Genomic DNA, 18,453 nt, shown 5'->3' with positions numbered 1-18,453 from the left:
GCTTACTTCTTGCTCTTGGCGGTTTCGCGGTCGTAGGCGGCGCGGTTGAAGCTCTCGCCGCCGGATTCGGCGACCTGGCGCACGATGGCCCAGTCCTTCTGGTAGGTCACCGGATAGAAGCGGTCGGCGCCGTCGAAGGCCTTGGACATCTCCGCCGGGAAGCGGTAGTCGTAGAAGCACTTGAGCATCTGGTCGCGGAACTTCGGCTCCAGGTCATGCGCGTAGGCGAAGGACGAGGTGGGGAATTTCTCGCTGCGGTAGATCACGCGGAAATCGGCTTCCTTGACCTGGCCGCGCTCGACCATGCGCTTGAACACGTCCGAGGCCACGGCGGCGGCGTCGTAGTCGCCGGAGTTCACGCCCATGACCGACTGGTCGTGCTTGCCCGAGAAGATCACCTTGTAGTCCTTGTCAGGCGTCAGCCCTTCCTTCGGGAACAAGGCCACCGGCGCCATGTGGCCGGAGTTGGACGAGGGCGCGGTGTGCGCCAGCTTCTTGCCCTTCAGGTCGGTCAGCTTCTGGTACGGGCTGTCCTTCTTGACGATGACGATCAGGTTGTAGCCCTGGAAGCCGTCGGCATAGCCCTTGACCGCGAAGGGCACGGCGCCGGCGATGTTGACCGCGAAGGCGGTCGGGCCGGTGGAGAAGCCGCCCACGTGCAGGCGGCCCGAGCGCATGGCCTCGATCTCGGCGGCGTTGCTCTGCACCTGGTAGAACACCACGCGCTTGCCGGTGCATTCCGACAGGTGCTTGGTGAAGGGCTTGAAGATGTCTTCATAGACCGCCGGATCTTCCACCGGCGTGTAGGTGAACACCAGGGTGGACGGGGTCTTCAGCTTGGCCGGATCGGTGGGCGTGTCGGCCACCAGGTCCTTGTTGGCGTCGCAGTACATCTGGTCCAGGTCGCCGCGATTGGGGCAGGCGTCGGCGGCTTGCGCGGTGGACGCGCCCAGGGCGAACGCGGCCAGCGCGGCCGTTTGCAGCAGGCGCAAGGCGTGCATCGTGTGTCTCCTCTTTCTATGTCTATGTGACTTGTCACTGAATTCAATCTGAATTCAAACATGGAAGAGGAGGGCTCACACTTGGGAAAGTCCCTGCCTTTCTTTTCGGCTTTTGTTCGCTTTGTTCGGTTCGTGTTCGCTTTTGCTCGTGGCCGGCAGGTCAGCCGCGATAGCCCAGCTTGCGCGAGATCTCCTGCGCGCAGGCCAGCAGCGGCCGGGCGATGCTGCCGTCCCAGGCCACGTCGAACAGCCCGGTCGGGCCCAGGCTGGTCAGCGCCAGCGCGATGTTGCCGGTGCTGTCGAACACCGGCACCGACAGCGCGTCCACGCCGGGCAGCGGATTGCCCAGCGCGCGCGCCATGCCGTGCACGCGGATGTCGGCCAGCTGCGCCTCGACGTTGGCGCGCGAGGCCTTGCGCGGCGGCGTCAGGCTGGCGATGACGGCGGTGTCGCCTTCCTCGCGGGCGATGTAGTGCTCGCTGACCTTGGGCGGCAGCCAGGCGGCGAACACCAGCCCGGTGGCGGTGTGCAGCATGGACATCACCGTGCCCTTGCGCATGTTCACGTGCACCGGATAGCTGGCCTCGGTCATGTGGATCATGGTCGGGCCGTGCGAGCCCAGCACGGCGATGCCCAGCGTGTGGCCGATCTCGGATTGCAGCTTGGCGATCTCGGGCATGGCGATGCGCACCGGGTCCAGCCGCTGCAGGCTGACCAGCCCCATCTGCAAGGCGAATGGTCCCAGCTCGTACTGGCCGGTGGCGCCGTCCTGCTGCACCAGGCCCACGCGGATGAAGCTGACCAGATAGGGGTGGGCCTTGGCCGAGGTCATGCCGGCGCCGGCGGCCAGGTCGCGCAGCGTCAGCGGCTTGCCGGCATCCACCAGCGCGGCCAGCAGCGGCACGCCGACCTCGATGGACTGGATGCTGCGGCGGCCATCGTTGGCCGCGGCGGGAGCGGCCTTGGGCGCGGATTGCGGGGTGGTTTTCGGTGTGGTCGCCACGGCGGTTTCCAGGGTAGGGGTCAGGCGCGGGCGGCCAGCAGCCGGTCCGCCATCTCGACGAAGCCCGCGCCGCCGTGGCCGGCGGCCACATAGGCCGGCCGGCGTTGCAGGCGGTGCAGCTGCGACTGGATGTTGGCCACGCCGACCGAGATCGGGAAGTAGGCGAACATGGGCTCGTCGTTGGGCGAGTCGCCGATGAACAGCGTGCTGTCCAGCAGGGTCGCCACGTCGGCGCCGAACTCGCGCTGGAACAGGGTCTGGGTCATGGTCAGCTTGTCGTAGTCGCCGAACCAGCCGTTGACGTGGATCGAGCTGACCTTGGCCTGCGCGCCGGCGGCCTCGAAGATCGCCACGATGCGGCCCACGTCGGCTTCGGGCAGGGGCGGCACGTCCTCGCAGAAATCGATGGCCAGGTCGGCCTTGCGGTAGTCCTGGTCGCTGGCCACCGCGGTGCCGGGCACCTCGGCCAGCACGCGGTCGCGGATGGCGTCCAGCCGGGCGCGGCTGGCCTGGCGGGCGGCGGCGTCGGTCCAGTAATGCGCGGTCATGCGGCGGGCCTGGCGGTCGTAGGCGTAGTAGAAGGCCCCGTTCTCGCCGACCACGGCGCGTACCGGCCACATGCGGGCGATGTGGTCGCACCAGCCGGCCGGGCGGCCGGTGATGGGCACCACCTGGATGCCGGCCTGTTCCAGGCGTTCCAGCGCGGCGTAGGCGTCGGCCGGCAGGCGGCCGTCGGTGGTCAGCGTGTCGTCGATGTCCGTCAGCACGACGCGGACGGCGGCCGCGACGGCGGAAGGCATGGCCGCAAGGGCTTGCATGGCGTTTTTCCTTGGTTTTCCGGGGGGAAGCTTCGGCCGGGAGTTTAACCGCAGCCCCCCGGCCGCCAGGGGCGGTAAAATCCGGACTTTCCCGCCTGGTTTGCGTCCAACCCATGTCCGTCCAGTTGTCCTCCCTGCCCGGTTCCGAGCCGGAATCCTACGGCATCGCCTCGGTCTCCGAGATCATCGCCGAGCTGCGCGCCGGCCGCATCGTCATCCTGGTCGACGAGGAAGACCGCGAGAACGAAGGCGACCTGGTCATGGCCGCCGAGTTCGTCACGCCCGAAGCCATCAATTTCATGGTCACGCACGGCCGTGGCCTGGTCTGCCTGACGCTGACCGAAGAGCGCTGCCGCCAGCTGGACCTGCCGCTGATGGCCGCCCGCAACGGCACGCGATACGGCACCAATTTCACCCAGTCGATCGAGGCCGCCGAGGGCGTCGAGACCGGCATCTCGGCCGCCGACCGCGCCCGCACCATCCAGGTGGCGGTGGCGCGCGACGCCAAGCCGTCCGACCTGGTGCAGCCCGGCCACATCTTCCCGGTGCGCGCGGTGCCCGGCGGCGTGCTGGTGCGCGCTGGCCACACCGAGGCCGGCTGCGACCTGACCGCCATGGCCGGCCTGACGCCCGCCGCCGTGATCTGCGAGATCCTCAAGCCCGACGGCACCATGGCGCGCCTGCCCGACCTGGTGCAGTTCGCCCGCCAGCACCAGCTCAAGATCGGCACCATCGCCGACCTGATCCAGTACCGCAGCGAGCATGAATCCATCGTCAAGCGCCTGGGCCGGCGCCGCATGCAGACCGCCTGGGGCGAGTTCGACGCGGTGGCCTACCAGGACGCCGCCACCGGCTCGGCCCACCTGGCCCTGGTGCACGGCACGATCCACCCCGACGCTGAAACCCTGGTGCGCGTGCACGAGCCGGCCTCGGTGCTGGACGTGCTGGACACCGGCGCCAGCCCGCACAGCTGGAGCGTGCCCAACGCGCTGGCGGCGATCACCGCCTCGCCGGCCGGCGTGCTGGTGCTGATGAACTGCCAGTCCTCGGCCGAGCACCTGTTCGGCCAGATCGCCGGCTGGGACGGCGCCAAGGCCCCGGCCGAGCCGGCCAGCGCCGACCGCCACGGCCTGCGCACCTACGGCATCGGCGCCCAGATCCTGCGCGACCTGAACGTGGGCCAGATGAAGCTGCTGGCCAAGCCGCGCAAGATGCCCAGCATGGCGGGCTTCTCGCTCACCATTACGGGTTACGATTGCGACCCTCCCGAATCTTCCCGCAACACACAGAAGGCCGACACATGAACCCTTACATTCTCACCCCCGACCTGAACGGCGAAGGGCTGCACATCGGCATCGTGCGCGCCCGGTTCAACGAGGAAATCGGTCAGGCCGAGCTGGAAGCCTGCCTGAAGGAACTGGCCGAGCTGGGCGTGGACGAGCGCGACGTGATGGTCGCCACCGTGCCTGGCGCGCTGGAACTGGGCGTGGCCCTGTCGCACATGGCCGAAACGTTCGAATTCGATGCCCTGATCGCGCTGGGCGCGGTCATCCGAGGCGAAACCTATCACTTTGAAGTGGTCAGCAATGAAATGGCCACGGCAATCACCCGCATCTCCCTCGAGACCGGCATCCCCATCGCCAACGGCGTGCTGACCGTCGACACCGACGAGCAGGCGCAGGCGCGCGCCGCCGGCAAGGGCCGCGACTGCGCCCAGGTGGCCGTCGAAATGGCCAACCTGGTCGCGGCGCTGGAACCCGAGGAAGAAGACGAAGACGACGAGGACGAAGATTTTGACGACGAAGAAGACGACGACCAGCGCTGATAGCGCGGCGCAAGCGCGCGCCAACGCCCGCAGCGCCCGCCGCCGCGCCCGCGAATTCGCGCTGCAGGGCGTGTACGCCTGGCTGCTGCGCGGCGGCGAGGGCACGCAGGACGCCGGCGAGATCGACGCCCATCTGCGCGACACCGAGGATTTCTCCGAGGCCGACGCGCAATGGTTCAAGACCTTGCTGCATGGCGTGCTGCGCGAGGCGCCCACGCTGCGCGAGCGTTTCACGCCCTACATCGACCGCCCGCTGGCCGAGCTGTCGCCCGTCGAACACGGCATCCTGCTGATCGGCAGCTTCGAACTGATCCATCACGTCGAAGTGCCGTACAAGGTCGCCATCAATGAAGCGGTGGAGCTGGCCAAGTCCTTCGGCGGCACCGACGGCTTCAAGTTCGTCAACGGCGTGCTCGACAAGCTGGCGGCCGACGTGCGCGCGCACGAGGTCCAGGCGGCTGCGCAGCAGCGGCGCTGAGGGGGCCTCCCCGCAGCGCCGCGCGCCTCCCCCTCGCGGGAGGCGCGCCCGCGTGCCGGCAGGGCCGGACCGCGCGGTGGCGGCAGCATTGGAGTCAACGCCGGTCCGCAAGGGCCGGACAGCGGAGTCGCCGTGGCGTCCGAATTCGATTTGATCGCGCGCTATTTCACGCGGTCGGCGCCCGCCGGCCTGCTGGGCGTGGGCGACGACTGCGCGCTGTTTCCCGCGCCCGCTGGCGAGCAGATCGCCACCAGCACCGACCTGCTGCTGGAAGGGCGGCATTTCTTTCCCGACGTCGATCCCCGTTCGCTGGGGCATAAATCGCTGGCCGTGAACCTGTCCGACCTGGCCGCCATGGGCGCGCGCCCGATCGGCTGCGTGCTGGGCCTGGCGCTGCCCCGGCTGGACGAACCCTGGCTGGCGGCCTTCGCCGACGGTTTCCATGCGCTGGCGGCCGTCCATGGCTGCCCGCTGATCGGCGGCGACACCACCCGCAGCGCGCATGACCTCGCCATCAGCGTGACCGTGTTCGGCGCCGTGCCGGCGGAACTGGCGCTGCGCCGCGACGGGGCGCGCGCCGACGACGATATCTGGGTGTCCGGCGAACTGGGCGCGGCCGACGTGGCCTACCGCCTGCTCGATGGCCAGTATCCGGCCGACCCGCAGCGGCTGGCCGCCACCCGGCGCGCGCTGGAATGGCCCGAGCCGCAGGTGGCACTGGGCCTGGCGCTGCGCGGCGTGGCGCGGTCCGCCATCGACATCTCCGACGGCCTGCTGCAGGACCTGGGCCACATCCTGGCCGCCAGCCGGGTGGGTGCGGCGCTGGACTACGCCAGCCTGCCCGTGGCCGCGGCGCTGGACGGCATGCCCGAGGACCAGCGCCTGCGCGCCATTTTGGGCGGTGGCGACGTCTACCAGCTCTGCTTCACCGCGCCGGCCGCGCGCCGCGACGAGGTGTCGCGCGCCGCCCTGGCCGCCGGCGCGCGCGTCACGCGCATCGGCCGCGCCACGGCGCAGCCGGGGCTCACGGTGCTGGATGCGCGGGGCCGGCCCATGGACGCGCTGCCGCGAGGCTACGATCACTTCCCGGCGGCCTGAGCCGCCACCCCACTGGATATCGGCCGACACCATGCCTGCCAACGACTCCCATTCCCCCACCATGCGCGAGCGCAGGCGGGCAGCCTATCCCACGCTGGCCTGGGTCTGCCGCGATCCGGGGCGGCTGATCGCCTTCGGGCTGGGCAGCGGCCTGATCCGCCCGGCCTCGGGCACCTGGGGCACCTTGCTGGCCTGGATCATCTGGGTGGCCGCCGCGCCGGCCGCGACCGATCTGATGATCGGCGTGTTCCTGGCGCTGGCTTTTTTGTATGGCTGCTGGGCCTGCGATCGCGTGGGCCGGGAACTCCAGCAGCCGGATCACGTCGGAATGGTCTGGGACGAGATGGTGGCGTTCTGGCTGGTGCTGTGGCTCACGCCGGCGGGCTGGCTGCCGCAGGCCGTGGCGTTCGTGCTGTTCCGCGCGTTCGACATCGTCAAGCCGCCGCCCATCAAGTTCTTCGATGCCCGCCTGAAAGGCGGATTTGGCGTCATGTGGGACGATATCGTCGCGGCGGGCTATGCCCTGCTGATCATGGCGCTGGCGGTGCGCACAGGAGTCTTCGCATGAACTCGCAATCTCACGCCACTTCGTCCGGCCAGCCTGCTGCGCCGCTGGCGCAGGCCACCATCCTGGGCCTGTCGGAACTGCTGGGCGACGCGCTGCGGCGCCATGGCTGGATGCTGGGCTCGGCCGAGTCCTGCACCGGCGGTCTGCTGGCCGGCGCGTTCACGGCCGTGGCCGGATCCAGCGAATGGTTCGAGCGCGGCTTCGTCACGTACAGCAACCAGGCCAAGGTCGACGAGCTGGACGTGTCGCCCGACGCGCTCAATCATTTCGGCGCAGTCAGCGAACCGGTGGCGCTGGAAATGGCCACCGGCGTGCTGTTGGCGGCGCCTGCCGCGCATGTGGCGGTGTCGACCACCGGCATCGCCGGACCGGGCGGCGCCACGCCGGGCAAGCCGGTGGGCATGGTCTGCTTCGGCTTCGCCATGCGCAACGGCGACGGTATCAGCAGCCGCGCGGTCACCCATGTGTTTCCCGGCGACCGGGCGCAGGTGCGCCAGGGCGCGGTGGAATACGCGCTGCGGGGACTGCTGGAATTCGTGGGGGCGCCGGTCAACCGGCGTTGATGCCGCAGCGCCGGGCGCGATGCGTCCGGCCTGGATGTGAAACGGGGCTGCCATGGGCAGCCCCGTTTTCTTTTGCCGTCACAACAAGGCCCCCTTGTCGGCAGCCAGTCCGCGTCGGCGGGCGCCGTCCGTGGGGCGCGTCGTTTCAGCGCACCGCGTTGATCGCGTCGCGCAGGCCCTTGGCGGCCGCGCCGGCCGCCGCGCGCCAGTCGTCGCCGCCGCTGGCGTAGATGATGGCGCGCGAGGAGTTGATCATCATGCCGCTGCGCGCGCTGTTGGCGCCGGCGTTCACGGTGGCGGTGATGTCGCCGCCCTGGGCGCCGATGCCGGGCACCAGCAGCGGCACCGCGTCACCGATGCGCTGGCGCACCGCGGCCAGCTCGTTCGGGTAGGTCGCGCCCACCACCAGGCCGCACTGGCCGTTGGCGTTCCACTTGTCGGCCACCAGGCCCGCCACGTGCAGGTACAGCGGCTGGCCGTCTTCCATCTTCAGGAATTGCAGGTCCGAGCCGCCGGGGTTGGACGTGCGGCACAGCACGATCACGCCGCGGTCGCGCCAGGCCAGGTAGGGCTCGACCGAGTCCAGGCCCATGTAGGGGCTGACGGTCAGCGCGTGCGCCTGGTAGCGCTCATAGGCTTCGCGCGCGTAGTTCTCGGCGGTGGAGCCGATGTCGCCGCGCTTGGCGTCCAGCACGATAGGCAGGTCGGGATGCTTGTCGCGGATATGGGCGCACAGCGCTTCGAGCTGTTCCTCGGCGCGGTGGGCGGCGAAGTAGGCGATCTGCGGCTTGAAGCTGCAGGCGTAGGGCGCGGTGGCGTCGACGATCTCGCGGCAGAACTGGAAGATCGCGTCCGGCTTGTCCTGCAGTTCGCGCGGGAAGCGCTGCGGATCGGGATCCAGCCCGACTTGCAGGAGCGATTGCCGGGACGTCCAGGCGTGTTCGAGTTTTTGCAGGAAATTCATGGGGATTCAGTGCAGTTTGACCCGCGGGCGGGTGCGGCGCATGAGCAGGCGCGCCAGGGCCAGGGAAGCCGTGCGCGAAAAGCCCAGCACCGCCTTGTGGTGCATCAGGTGCAGGCTCATGTACATCAGGCGTGCCAGTGTACCGCTTACGAACAGCCCCCGTCCGGCCAGCTTGCCCATCAGGCTGCCCACGCCGGCGTCCTGGCCCAGCGATACCAGCGAACCGTGGTCATGGTAGACATAGGGCTCCACGGGCTCGGGCGTGCCGCGCAGGCGGGCGGCGAGCTTCTTGACCAGGTAGTCGGCCTGTTGATGCGCGGCCTGGGCGCGGGCCGGCACGCTGCGCCCGTCGCGCCAGGGCACGGCGCAGCAGTCGCCCAGCGCCAGCACGTGCGGATCGCTGGTTTCCAGCCGTTCGTTGACTTCGAGCTGGCCCAGCTTGTTCAGCGGCAGGCCCAGGTCGGCCAGCAGGGCCGGACCCTGGATGCCGGCCGCCCACATGCACAGCCGCGCGGGAAACTGGCGGCCGTCGGCGGTCAGCACGGCATCGGCGCCCACTTCCGCGACGCGGCAGGACGTTTCCACGCGGATGCCCAGCTCGGTCAGGCGCGCGGTCGCGGCCTGCGAGATCTTCTCGGGCAAGGCGGACAGGATGCGCGGCGCGCCCTCGACCAGCGTGATCGCCAGGTCGCGCTCCGCGCGGAAATTCGGCAGGCCGTAGGCGCTGACCACGTGGCTGGCCTCGACCAGCTCGACCGCCAGCTCCACGCCGGTGGCGCCGCCACCCACGATCACCAGGTCCAGCCGCGCGGATGGATCGCGCACCTTGGCCTGGTCCACCAGCACCATGGCCTTGAGCATGGTCAGGCGGAACTGTTCGGCGTTCTCGGTCGAGTCCAGCGTGACCGCGTGCTCGGCCGCGCCCGGCGTGTTGAAGAAGTTGGAGGTGCTGCCCAGCGCCAGCACCAGCGTGTCGTAGCCCAGCTCGCGGCGCGGCAGTACTTCCTGTCCCTGCGGGTCGGCCACCGCGTCCACGGTGATGAGCCTGCGCTCCCTGTCCACCGAGACCAGCCGGCCCTGCGCGAAGGAAAAGCCGTTCATGTGCGCCAGCATCAGGTACGACAGGCCTTCCTGGTGGATGTCCAGCGTGCCGGCCGCGGCTTCGTGCAGCGAGGGTTTCCAGATATGGAAGGGCCGGCTGTCGACCAGCGTGACGCGTTCGCGGCCATGGACGCGGCCCAGCTTGGCCGCCAGTTCCAGGCCGCCGGCGCCGCCGCCGACGATGACGATGCGTTCCGAGGATGAGGCGGACGTCGAGGTAGGCATCATGGCTCCCAGCAGATCACGAACCGCCAGTATAGACAGTGCCGCCTGAATACTGGCGCCACCAATTGCCAGGCGGCCAAGGCGCAACCACCGCAACCCACTGCGCCCGCAACCAGGCCAGTATTGCCGCGACCCGCACAGCGCCCGCAGCCCGCGGGGCCGCGCGGAGCCGGCTTTGCCGGTCCGCAGCGGCGCCCCCTTGAGGGGGAGGCGCTTAGCGCCTCGGGGGTGGGCTCATCTCTCAGTGCATGACGAAGCGGCTCACGGCGACGCCCACCCACACGGCGACGGTGAACAGCAGCAGCAGCATCACCGCCGCGCTGCCCAGGTCCTTGGCCCTGCCCAGCAGCGGATGCGTCTCGACCGACAGCGCGTCGGCCAGCGCCTCGATGGCGGAGTTGACCAGCTCCACCGCCAGCACCAGGATCACGGTGCCGATCAGGAAGAAGACCTCGACCGTGGTGCGGCCCAGGAAGAACGCGGCCGGGATGAGCAGCACGGCCAGCGCCAGTTCCTGGCGGAAGGCGGCCTCGTACTTGATCGCGGCCTGCAGGCCCTGCAGCGAATAGCGCAATGCGTTGAGGATGCGGCGCAGGCCGCCGGTGCTTTTATAGGGCGAGGGATGCGGATTCTGTGACATGGATGAGCAGGAAAGCCGAGTGTGGCGGCTTTTTAACAGATATGGGTTGCCCGCGTGGCGGTGTTTCCCATGCTTACAGCGATCATCGGGACGTGCTATACCCTCGCCACGCGCCGGGCCGTGATGTCGCTCATCGACGAGACGCCCGCCGCCCTACCATCTCACTCTTCCCACCAACGCGCCCGTCCGCCGGTCAGCCGGCGGCCGCCTGCCGGCGCTTCAAGACCCTGGCAATCCATGCTTGAACGTTTGAACTCAGAATCCCTGTCGCAGCTGCCCAAGGATGTGGAGCTTCCTGGCTACGACCGCAGCCGGGTCACGCCCGGCATCGTGCATCTGGGGCTGGGCGCGTTTCACCGCGCGCATCAGGCCGTGGTGACCGACCTGGCCATGGCCGCCAGCGGCGACCTGAGCTGGGGCATCCTGGGCGTGTCGCTGCGCAGCCCGGCCACGCGCGACGCGCTGACGCCGCAGGACGGGCTGTATACGCTGGCGCTGCGCGACGCCGGCGACGATGGCCAGCCCAAGGAACAGCTGCGGATGGTGGGATCGGTGCTGCGCATCATGGTGGCCGAGGAAGACCCCAACGCGGTGCTCGAACGCATCGCCTACCCGCAGACGCGCATCGTCAGCCTGACCATCACCGAGAAGGGCTACAGCCACGAGCCGTCCACCGGCTACCTGCGCTGGGACGACCCGGACATCCTGCACGACCTGGAGCATCCGGAGCGCCCGCGCAGCGCCATCGGCATCCTGACCTATGGCCTGGCGCTGCGCCGCGAGCGCAGCCTGCCGCCGCTGACGCTGCTGTCCTGCGACAACCTGCACGCCAATGGCGACACGCTGCGCAACCTGGTGCTGGCCTTCGCCTTGCGGCTGGACGCGACGCTGGCCGCCTGGATCGACAAGAACTGCACGTTTCCCAATTCCATGGTCGACCGCATCGTGCCCGGCACGTTGGACGAGGACCGCGCGCGCATCTCCGCCCGGCTGGGGTTCGAGGATGCCTGGCCGGTGGTCGGCGAACCCTATCTGAACTGGATCATCGAGGACCGGTTCGCGGCCGGCCGCCCGGCCTGGGACCTGCCCGGCGGCGCCACCTTCGTGCGCAACGCCGCGCCCTACGAACGGCTCAAGCTGCGCATGGTCAACGCGCCACATTCGGGATTGGCCTACCTGGGTGCCATGCTGGGCATGCGCACCGCCAGCGAGGCCGCGCAGGATCCGGCGTTGCGCCGCTACGCGGAAGACCTGATGCAGCTGGAAATCGCGCCCACCCTGCGCGGTATTCCGGAATCGGGCCTGGAGGAATACCGCCGCCGCTTCATGGCGCGCGTGTCCAATCCCGCCTTGTCGCAAAGCCTGCAGCAGATCGCCATGGACGGCTCGCAGAAGGTGCCGCAGCGGCTGCTGGGCGCGATCCGCGACCGCCTGCGGCGCGGCGACGACTGCGCCCGGCTGGTGCTGGCCGTGGCGGCCTGGCTGCACTATCTGCGCGGCCACGACGAGCGCGGCGACGCCTACGCGGTGCAGGATCCGCTGGCCGACGCGCTGGCCCGGCTGCTGTCCCGCGCCGACGTGGCCGCGACCGCCGCGGCGCCCGCGCAGGCGGCGCAGCGCCGCGCCGTGGTGCTGGCCGGCTTCAAGCCGGTGTTCGGCGATCTGGGCAGGAAGCAGGCCTTCGTGCAGGCGCTGGCGGTGCAGCTGGAGCGGCTGCGGGAGCAGGGCGTCAGGGCAGCCCTGGCGGAACTGGAGCGCGAAGCCGCCCTGGCGCGGGCGCTGGAGGCCGAGCCGGCCGCGCAGTGATGCGGCGGCGCATGCCGGCGCAGGAGCAAGAGGCATGGGCCGATGCGAGCATGCATCGAGGGCCAGACGTTCAAGGCGATGCCGGTATGAACGAGGACCAGGCTCCTGGGCCGATGTCGGTATGAACGAGGGTCAGGCTTCCGGGCCGATGCCGGCATGTGCCCGCGCTGCCGTGCAGGCGGCGCTCAGGCGCGCGGCGCTTGCCCGGGCTGGACGGAATCCGGCTCCGCCGCCTGTTGCTGCGGCGCCTGGCCCGTTTCAGACGTGTCCTGCGGGGATGGAGGGGCCGGAGGGATCGCCGTATCCGCATTTGCTCCAGAGCCGGGCGATGGTTTGGACGCCTTGCCGAAGCGCAGCGCGAACTGGCGCGTGAACACCGCGCCGAAGAAGAAGATCTGCGCCGAGTAATAGATCCACAGCAGCAACGCGATCAGCGAGCCCGCCGCGCCATAGGCCGACACGGCCGCGCCCCGGCTCAGGTAGACGCCGATGCCCCATTTGCCCACCAGGAACAGGGCGGCCGTCACGATGGCGCCGGGAATCACGTCGCGCCAGGTGATGCGCGCGCTGGGCAGCAGCTTGAAGATGACCGCGAACAGCGCGACCACCACCGAGAAGGAAAACAGGTTGGAGATCGACTCGGCCACCACCGCGAAGGACGAGGCCGTCCACAGATCGCCATAGTATTTGCGCGCCGCCGCCAGCCCCGCGTTCACCGTCAGCGAGATCAGCAGGAACAGCGCCAGCACCAGCACCAGGCCGAACGACAGCATGCGGCTGCGCACCATGCCCTGCAATCCCTTCTGCTTGGCGGACACGTCCCACAGCTCGTCCAGGCTGGCCTTCAGCTCGGCGAAGGCGGTGGTGGCGCTGAAGATCAGCACGAAGATCGAGATCAGCGCGGCGATCCAGCCGCCGCCCGATTCGTGCGCGCTCGCCAGCACGGTCTGGATGACCTCGGCGCCGCGCTCGCCGGTCAGGTCGCGCAGCTGCGTGAACAGCTCCGAGCGCACCGCGTCCTCGCCGAAGAACGCGCCCGCCACCGCGATCACCAGGATCAGCATGGGGGCGAGCGAGAACACCATGTACAGCGCCAGCGCCGCGCCCTTGCTGGACGCGCGGCGGTCGGACCACTGGTTGATGGAATCCATCAGCAATCCACCGATCTCGGAGGGGCGCAGGAGTCGCAGGCTGGGAGGCAGGCGCATGGGACGGGCTCGGGCTGGGAAGCCTTCATTGTAGGGACGGATGCAGCGCGACGAAACCTTCCGTTTGTGCGCAAACGTTCCAGCGGCGCCGTGGCGGGCGCATCGGTCAGGTCCGGCCCGGGCGGCGGAAGCGGCGGGCGGACGGTGCGCGGCGCGCTGCGATCCGCGCGCGCAAAAGAAAACCCCCGGGGGCGAAGGACCCGGGGGTTCTCAGGATTTGCTTGCCCCGGGCGTCCCCGGGGCGGGCAAGGCAGTGACAGCGGGACTTAGAAGTCCATGCCGCCCATGCCGCCCATGCCACCCGGCATGGCCGGGGCTGCGGGCTTGTCTTCGGCCAGTTCGACCACGGCGGCTTCGGCGGTCAGCAGCAGGCTGGCGACGGAGGCGGCGTTTTGCAGGGCGGTGCGGGTCACCTTGGTGGGATCCAGCACGCCTTGCTCGACCAGGTCGGTGTACTCGCCGGTCGCGGCGTTGTAGCCGTAGTTGCCCTTGCCGTTCAGCACGTTGTTGACGACGACGCTGGCTTCTTCACCGGCGTTGGCGACGATCGTGCGCAGCGGCTCTTCGACGGCGCGCAGGATCAGCTTGATGCCGGCGTTCTGGTCGGGCGTGTCGCCCTTCAGGTCGGTGATGGCTTGCTTGGCGCGCAGCAGGGCGACGCCGCCGCCGGCCACGACGCCTTCTTCAACGGCGGCACGGGTGGCGTGCAGCGCGTCTTCGACGCGAGCCTTCTTTTCCTTCATTTCGACTTCGGTGGCGGCACCGACGCGAATCACGGCAACGCCGCCGGCCAGCTTGGCCACGCGCTCTTGCAGCTTTTCACGGTCGTAGTCGGACGTGGCTTCTTCGATCTGGACGCGGATCTGCTTGACGCGAGCTTCGATCGACTTGCTGTCGCCAGCGCCGTCGATGATGGTCGTGTTTTCCTTGCCCACTTCGATGCGCTTGGCTTGGCCCAGTTCAGCCAGGCCGGCCTTTTCCAGCGACATGCCGGTTTCTTCGGAGATCACCGTGCCGCCCGTCAGGATGGCGATGTCTTCCAGCATGGCCTTGCGGCGGTCGCCGAAGCCCGGCGCCTTGACGGCGGTGGTCTTCAGGATGCCACGGATGTTGTTCACCACCAGGGTGGCCAGCGCTTCGCCTTCGACGTCTTCGGCGATGATCAGCAGCGGACGGCTCGACTTGGCGACTTGTTCCAGCACGGGCAGCAGGTCGCGGATGTTGCTGATCTTCTTGTCGAAGATCAGGACGAACGGGTCGTCCAGGGCGGCAACTTGCTTGTCCGGGTTGTTGATGAAGTAGGGCGACAGGTAGCCGCGGTCGAATTGCATGCCTTCGACGACGTCCAGCTCGTTTTCCAGCGACTTGCCGTCTTCGACGGTGATGACGCCTTCCTTGCCGACCTTGTCCATCGCGTCAGCGATGATCTGGCCGATGGAGGTGTCGCTGTTGGCCGAGATCGAGCCGACCTGGGCGATTTCCTTGCTGGTCGTGACCGGCTTGGATTGCTTCTTCAGTTCGGCGACGGCGGCGGCGACGGCCTTGTCGATGCCGCGCTTCAGGTCGATCGGGTTGAAACCGGCGGCAACGTACTTCAGGCCTTCCTGAACGATGGCCTGGGCCAGCACGGTGGCGGTGGTGGTGCCGTCACCGGCGTTGTCGGAGGTCTTCGAGGCGACGTCCTTGACCAGCTGGGCGCCGATGTTCTCGAACTTGTCCTTCAGTTCGATTTCCTTGGCGACGGACACGCCGTCCTTGGTCACGGTCGGGGCGCCGAACGAGCGCTCCAGCACGACGTTGCGACCCTTGGGGCCCAGGGTGGTCTTGACGGCGTTGGCGAGAACATTCACGCCACGGACGATGCGCACGCGGGCGTCGTCACCGAACAGTACTTGCTTGGCAGCCATTTTTATCAGCTTCCTTCGAAAATTCGTTTAGGCGGGGATTTACTGGATCACGGCGAGGATTTCGTCCTCGCGGATGACGAGCAGCTCTTCGCCATCAACCTTCACCGACTGGCCGGCGTACTTGCCGAACAGCACCTTGTCGCCAGCCTTCAGGTCGACCGGCAGGATCTTGCCGTCTTCGGTCTTCTTGCCCGGGCCAACGGCGACGACTTCGCCTTGGTCCGGCTTTTCAGCGGCGCTGTCCGGGATGACGATGCCCGAGGCGGTCTTGCGCTCGTTGTCCAGGCGTTTGACGATCACGCGATCGTGCAGGGGACGCAGGGCCATGAGGAACTCCTGTTTCTAGAAGAGATTTGAAATGGTTCGGGGTGCCCCGGGAGCGTTGTTAGCACTCACCGGTGTCGAGTGCTAATTATAGGGATGAAGTTTGGGGCTTCAAGGGGGGGAGGGTGGCTGTTACATATTTGAGGGTAGTAATGTGACCCTAATTTTCTTGCCAGCAAGCTGTACTCGGCTTGGGACCGATGCAGTCGAATTCCACGGCGTTTGGAATTCTTCCCGCCCGCTTTGGACTTCACAGAACAAGGGGGTGGCAAGCAGAGCCGCGTCAGCGGGGAAAACTACGCCACGATGCGCCGCGTCGGGGTCTGACAACAATATGGTTTAGTGCAGGGGCACAACTGCGCAGCAGGTGGATGGCTGGGAAATAAAAAACCGGACCTCATCGGGTCGGGCTTGGCTGTGGGGCGTAATAAGCAGGTGGCAGGGGAGGCTTGTTGACCTTCCCGCAGTGGCGTCTAGCGCTTGGAGTCCGTTTCGACCATGCCCTTCAATGACGGACTCAAACGCAGGAACCGATATTGCGCTGCCCAAGCTTTGCGGCGCCGGGTCGCTTTTTGGCGTAGGGCCAGGCGCAAGCCACGCTCAGAGAGTTTCCGCAGCCGACCTGAAATGATCATCCGTTCGCGCGCCATACCAGGACTTCTTCTTCGAAAATTGATTCGGCATGCGCGCGCTTGAGTGATTTCGCAACATCAAATCCCGGCAAAACAGATTGCAGATGGGCGAGTACGGCGGCAGCTCCGTTGTCTCGGCCAAAGAAGCCTATATGCTCCGCGGTTTTTCCTTGTAGCAACCAGCAGTCATCAGCGGGAGCGACGTCGTAGAGTGGCACGATGGATATCTCGACGATGTCCGCCCAGGCAAGCTTCTTCGCCTTCCTGGTACTGCCCACGTAGACAAATTGCCCGTCCACCCGTACAGAGTCCGACTTCATACGTCGGTCCGCCCACCAGATGACGGCGCCGAGGCAGCCGAGAGCGGCCGCCGCGCCTGTCGTCAAAGCGATGTGCAGTCCAGTCATGGATTTCCTGGGGCGTTGCTGGAATTTTGGCTGGCAGGTTAACGCCTTTCCAGCCTCCGCGGCTTACCAATCGTGTATGCCTTGTCCCCGCATGACGAACGCGCCAAGGTCAGTGTCGGAGCGGGCGCGCTGGTGCCGGACGGGCTGGCGGAGCGCGCCGCCAGCCGCAGGCCATTTTTGACCGGAGCATCAGCGAGGCGCGGCTGTCGCCTGGCGCGGGTCATCGGCCTCCGACGACAGGCTGGGCCCCGAAATCGTCATCAGCCTGACCGGGGCGTGGGCCAGCTGGCGATGCCATAGCCCTTTGGGTACGATACAGACGCAGCCCTGCCGCAGCACTTCCGTCTGCGATCCCGTATCCGTCAGGATCGTGATCTCGACCTCGCCCTCGACGGCATAAAGGAGTTCATCGGTATCGGGATGGTTTTCCCAGGGCGCCAGTCCGACGAAGCCGCCGATGAACAGGCCGCCGCTGCCGAAGGCCGCCTGCATCGGAAAGGCGTCGGCGTCGTCCTCCTGCTCCACGCCACGGCTGAGATCGGCCAGCGGCAGGCCGCCGAGGATTTGATTGACGTTGAAGATACGCAAGGGTTTCTGGTCCATGCCGCATTCCTGAAGTGGTCGGGAATGACATCCTGGACGGCAAGGCCGGTCGCGTCTTGAAGAAAAGTTACCTGGCCGCGTGACGCGCGGCCTAGGAAGGAGCGCCCCATGGCTGGAAATCGCCTGTACCGATGGTCATCGTCCCGCCCGGGCATCCCGGGCGCCTGCCGGCCATAGCCATGCGGGACTGGATCGAGACGTCGGCGGGCCCGCTGCCGCCAAGCATGCAAGGCGTCACCCTGTGGCGCAGGGCGCCGCACGCCGTGCTGCGGCATGACGTGGTCGATATTTCCGGCTATCAGGAAAACGTGGTCGAGCGCGTCCGGCAGCTGCAGCCCGCGCGCCTGGAAATCCCCTGGATCATCAGCTTCGGCGCGCCGTTCGCGATCAGGATCGGCGAGGCCTCGCAGCCCGCCGTCATGGACGGCAGTTTCGTCGCCGGCCTGGTGGCCGGCCCCGCCCTGATCGAATCGGGGGGCGGGAGCGCATGCATCAGCGTGAGCTTCACGCCGTCCGGCGCGCGCCGGTTCTTCGATCTGCCGATGTCCGAGATCGCGGGAGGCATGGCCAGGGCTGAGGATCTGCTCGGGAACACGGTCGCGGCATTGCGCGAGCGTTTGGGCGACGAGGCGGATTGGGAGCGGCGCTTTGACATCGTTGAGGCGTTTCTCGCGAGCCGCCTGTTGGCCATGGCCAGGACAGGCTCGCCCGCCACCTGGGCTTACGAGCGACTGCGGCAGTCGCACGGCATGGAAAGAATCGAGGCCATCGCGAGCCAGCTGGGCTGGAGCCGCAAGCATCTGGCGGCCCGGTTCCATGACGAGATCGGCCTGTCGCCGAAGACGATCGCGCAGATGATGCGCTTCAACCACGCCCTGGCGCATGCGCGGCGCCGGACCTGCGGCTGGGCCGAGCTCGCGGGCCAGTGCGGTTATGCCGACCAGGCGCACCTGATCCGGGATTTCACCCGGTTCTCGGGGGAGAGTCCGACGGCATGGGGAAACCGGCTCGCGCTCTAGGCGCCGCTTCATGGGCCGCGGCTTGGCCCAACAAAGAAAAAAGCCCGCTCGCGCGGGCTTTCTCCTACCAAGCAAAGACGGCGCCTACTTCACCGCCGACACATCCAGCTTGGCCAGCGTCTTGGACTGGATCTCGTCGACCGTCACGCCCGGCGCCACTTCCAGCAGCTTCAGGCCGCCCTCGGTGACTTCCATCACGCCCAGGTCGGTGATGATCAGGTTGACCACGCCCACGCCGGTCAGCGGCAGGTTGCACGCCGGCA

General features: G+C 68.0%; 18 protein-coding genes and 2 pseudogenes. 8 read left to right on the top strand and 12 right to left on the bottom strand.

Translation table 11 applies throughout. The features are described 5' to 3' along the window. Window positions 1-2: 2 nt before the first annotated feature. The 3 genes from phnD to KDH83_RS07800 form a co-directional block, all read right to left on the bottom strand. A complete protein-coding gene (phnD, locus tag KDH83_RS07810; RefSeq protein WP_212314150.1) occupies window positions 3-1,001 on the bottom strand; it encodes a phosphate/phosphite/phosphonate ABC transporter substrate-binding protein in 999 nt (332 codons plus the stop codon). 160 nt (window positions 1,002-1,161) lie between these two features. Next, window positions 1,162-2,004, bottom strand: a complete 843-nt coding sequence (locus KDH83_RS07805) for an IclR family transcriptional regulator (protein WP_103271051.1) — start codon at window positions 2,002-2,004, stop codon at window positions 1,162-1,164. A 20-nt stretch (window positions 2,005-2,024) separates the two neighbouring features. Continuing rightward, the gene (locus KDH83_RS07800; RefSeq protein WP_212314140.1) at window positions 2,025-2,822 is read right to left on the bottom strand and encodes an HAD-IIB family hydrolase; all 798 of its coding nucleotides are present in this window, start codon (window positions 2,820-2,822) and stop codon (window positions 2,025-2,027) included. Between the two features lie 113 nt (window positions 2,823-2,935). On the opposite strand from KDH83_RS07800, the gene ribBA reads away from it, so the two are divergent. From ribBA to KDH83_RS07770, 6 genes are all read left to right on the top strand, one after another. Next, a complete protein-coding gene (gene ribBA, locus KDH83_RS07795) occupies window positions 2,936-4,126 on the top strand; it encodes a bifunctional 3,4-dihydroxy-2-butanone-4-phosphate synthase/GTP cyclohydrolase II (protein ID WP_212314138.1) in 1,191 nt (396 codons plus the stop codon). Continuing rightward, window positions 4,123-4,647, top strand: coding sequence for a 6,7-dimethyl-8-ribityllumazine synthase (ribH, locus tag KDH83_RS07790; protein ID WP_103276188.1), 525 nt, complete (start codon window positions 4,123-4,125; stop codon window positions 4,645-4,647). Before ribBA ends, ribH begins: the two co-directional genes overlap by 4 nt. Further along, a complete protein-coding gene (nusB, locus tag KDH83_RS07785) occupies window positions 4,616-5,125 on the top strand; it encodes a transcription antitermination factor NusB (RefSeq protein WP_103276187.1) in 510 nt (169 codons plus the stop codon). The genes ribH and nusB overlap by 32 nt, the downstream gene beginning before the upstream one ends. A 132-nt stretch (window positions 5,126-5,257) precedes the next feature. Beyond that, entirely contained in the window at window positions 5,258-6,223 is a 966-nt protein-coding gene (thiL, locus tag KDH83_RS07780) for a thiamine-phosphate kinase (protein WP_212314136.1), read from the top strand. 61 nt (window positions 6,224-6,284) lie between these two features. Continuing rightward, a complete protein-coding gene (locus tag KDH83_RS07775; protein WP_212314196.1) occupies window positions 6,285-6,791 on the top strand; it encodes a phosphatidylglycerophosphatase A in 507 nt (168 codons plus the stop codon). Beyond that, window positions 6,788-7,354 carry a CinA family protein gene (locus tag KDH83_RS07770; protein ID WP_212314134.1) on the top strand — a complete coding sequence of 189 codons (567 nt, stop codon included), beginning with the start codon at window positions 6,788-6,790 and terminating at the stop codon, window positions 7,352-7,354. Before KDH83_RS07775 ends, KDH83_RS07770 begins: the two co-directional genes overlap by 4 nt. 145 nt (window positions 7,355-7,499) lie before the next feature. Here the strand turns inward: KDH83_RS07770 and pyrF are convergent, their stop codons facing one another. The 3 genes from pyrF to KDH83_RS07755 form a co-directional block, all read right to left on the bottom strand. After that, the gene (gene pyrF, locus KDH83_RS07765) at window positions 7,500-8,318 is read right to left on the bottom strand and encodes an orotidine-5'-phosphate decarboxylase (RefSeq protein ID WP_212314132.1); all 819 of its coding nucleotides are present in this window, start codon (window positions 8,316-8,318) and stop codon (window positions 7,500-7,502) included. A 6-nt stretch (window positions 8,319-8,324) separates the two neighbouring features. After that, window positions 8,325-9,647 (bottom strand): NAD(P)/FAD-dependent oxidoreductase, encoded by a 1,323-nt coding sequence (locus tag KDH83_RS07760; RefSeq protein ID WP_212314130.1) that lies wholly within the window; start codon window positions 9,645-9,647, stop codon window positions 8,325-8,327. A 238-nt stretch (window positions 9,648-9,885) separates the two neighbouring features. Further along, on the bottom strand, window positions 9,886-10,284 hold the full coding sequence (locus KDH83_RS07755) for a diacylglycerol kinase (RefSeq protein ID WP_103276183.1): 399 nt from the start codon (window positions 10,282-10,284) through the stop codon (window positions 9,886-9,888). A 237-nt stretch (window positions 10,285-10,521) separates the two neighbouring features. On the opposite strand from KDH83_RS07755, the gene KDH83_RS07750 reads away from it, so the two are divergent. Then, entirely contained in the window at window positions 10,522-12,090 is a 1,569-nt protein-coding gene (locus tag KDH83_RS07750) for a mannitol dehydrogenase family protein (protein ID WP_212314129.1), read from the top strand. 344 nt (window positions 12,091-12,434) lie between these two features. Here the strand turns inward: KDH83_RS07750 and KDH83_RS07745 are convergent. The 5 genes and pseudogenes from KDH83_RS07745 to KDH83_RS07725 all read right to left on the bottom strand — a co-directional run. Further along, window positions 12,435-13,298 (bottom strand): annotated as a pseudogene (locus tag KDH83_RS07745) (YihY/virulence factor BrkB family protein); the annotation flags it as partial. Between the two features lie 266 nt (window positions 13,299-13,564). After that, window positions 13,565-15,205, bottom strand: coding sequence for a chaperonin GroEL (groL, locus tag KDH83_RS07740; RefSeq protein WP_103276179.1), 1,641 nt, complete (start codon window positions 15,203-15,205; stop codon window positions 13,565-13,567). A gap of 39 nt (window positions 15,206-15,244) precedes the next feature. Further along, window positions 15,245-15,532, bottom strand: a complete 288-nt coding sequence (gene groES / locus KDH83_RS07735) for a co-chaperone GroES (RefSeq protein ID WP_103276178.1) — start codon at window positions 15,530-15,532, stop codon at window positions 15,245-15,247. Window positions 15,533-16,160: 628 nt separating this feature from the next. Beyond that, window positions 16,161-16,568: a hypothetical protein gene (locus tag KDH83_RS07730; RefSeq protein ID WP_212314127.1), complete on the bottom strand. Its 408-nt coding sequence runs from the start codon at window positions 16,566-16,568 to the stop codon at window positions 16,161-16,163. Window positions 16,569-16,757: 189 nt separating this feature from the next. Beyond that, window positions 16,758-17,171: a cupin domain-containing protein gene (locus KDH83_RS07725; protein ID WP_212314125.1), complete on the bottom strand. Its 414-nt coding sequence runs from the start codon at window positions 17,169-17,171 to the stop codon at window positions 16,758-16,760. A 179-nt stretch (window positions 17,172-17,350) separates the two neighbouring features. On the opposite strand from KDH83_RS07725, the gene KDH83_RS07720 reads away from it, so the two are divergent. Further along, on the top strand, window positions 17,351-18,190 hold the full coding sequence (locus KDH83_RS07720; protein ID WP_212314124.1) for a helix-turn-helix domain-containing protein: 840 nt from the start codon (window positions 17,351-17,353) through the stop codon (window positions 18,188-18,190). 84 nt (window positions 18,191-18,274) lie between these two features. Here KDH83_RS07720 and KDH83_RS07715 read toward each other — a convergent pair. Continuing rightward, window positions 18,275-18,453: pseudogene (locus KDH83_RS07715) on the bottom strand (succinyl-CoA--3-ketoacid-CoA transferase); the annotation flags it as partial.

The sequence above is a fragment of the Achromobacter sp. Marseille-Q0513 genome (assembly GCF_018195695.1).
Classification (GTDB): Bacteria; Pseudomonadota; Gammaproteobacteria; order Burkholderiales; family Burkholderiaceae_B; genus Achromobacter.
Note: the sequence above shows the minus strand (reverse complement) of the source record. Positions and strands in the feature narration are given on the sequence as shown.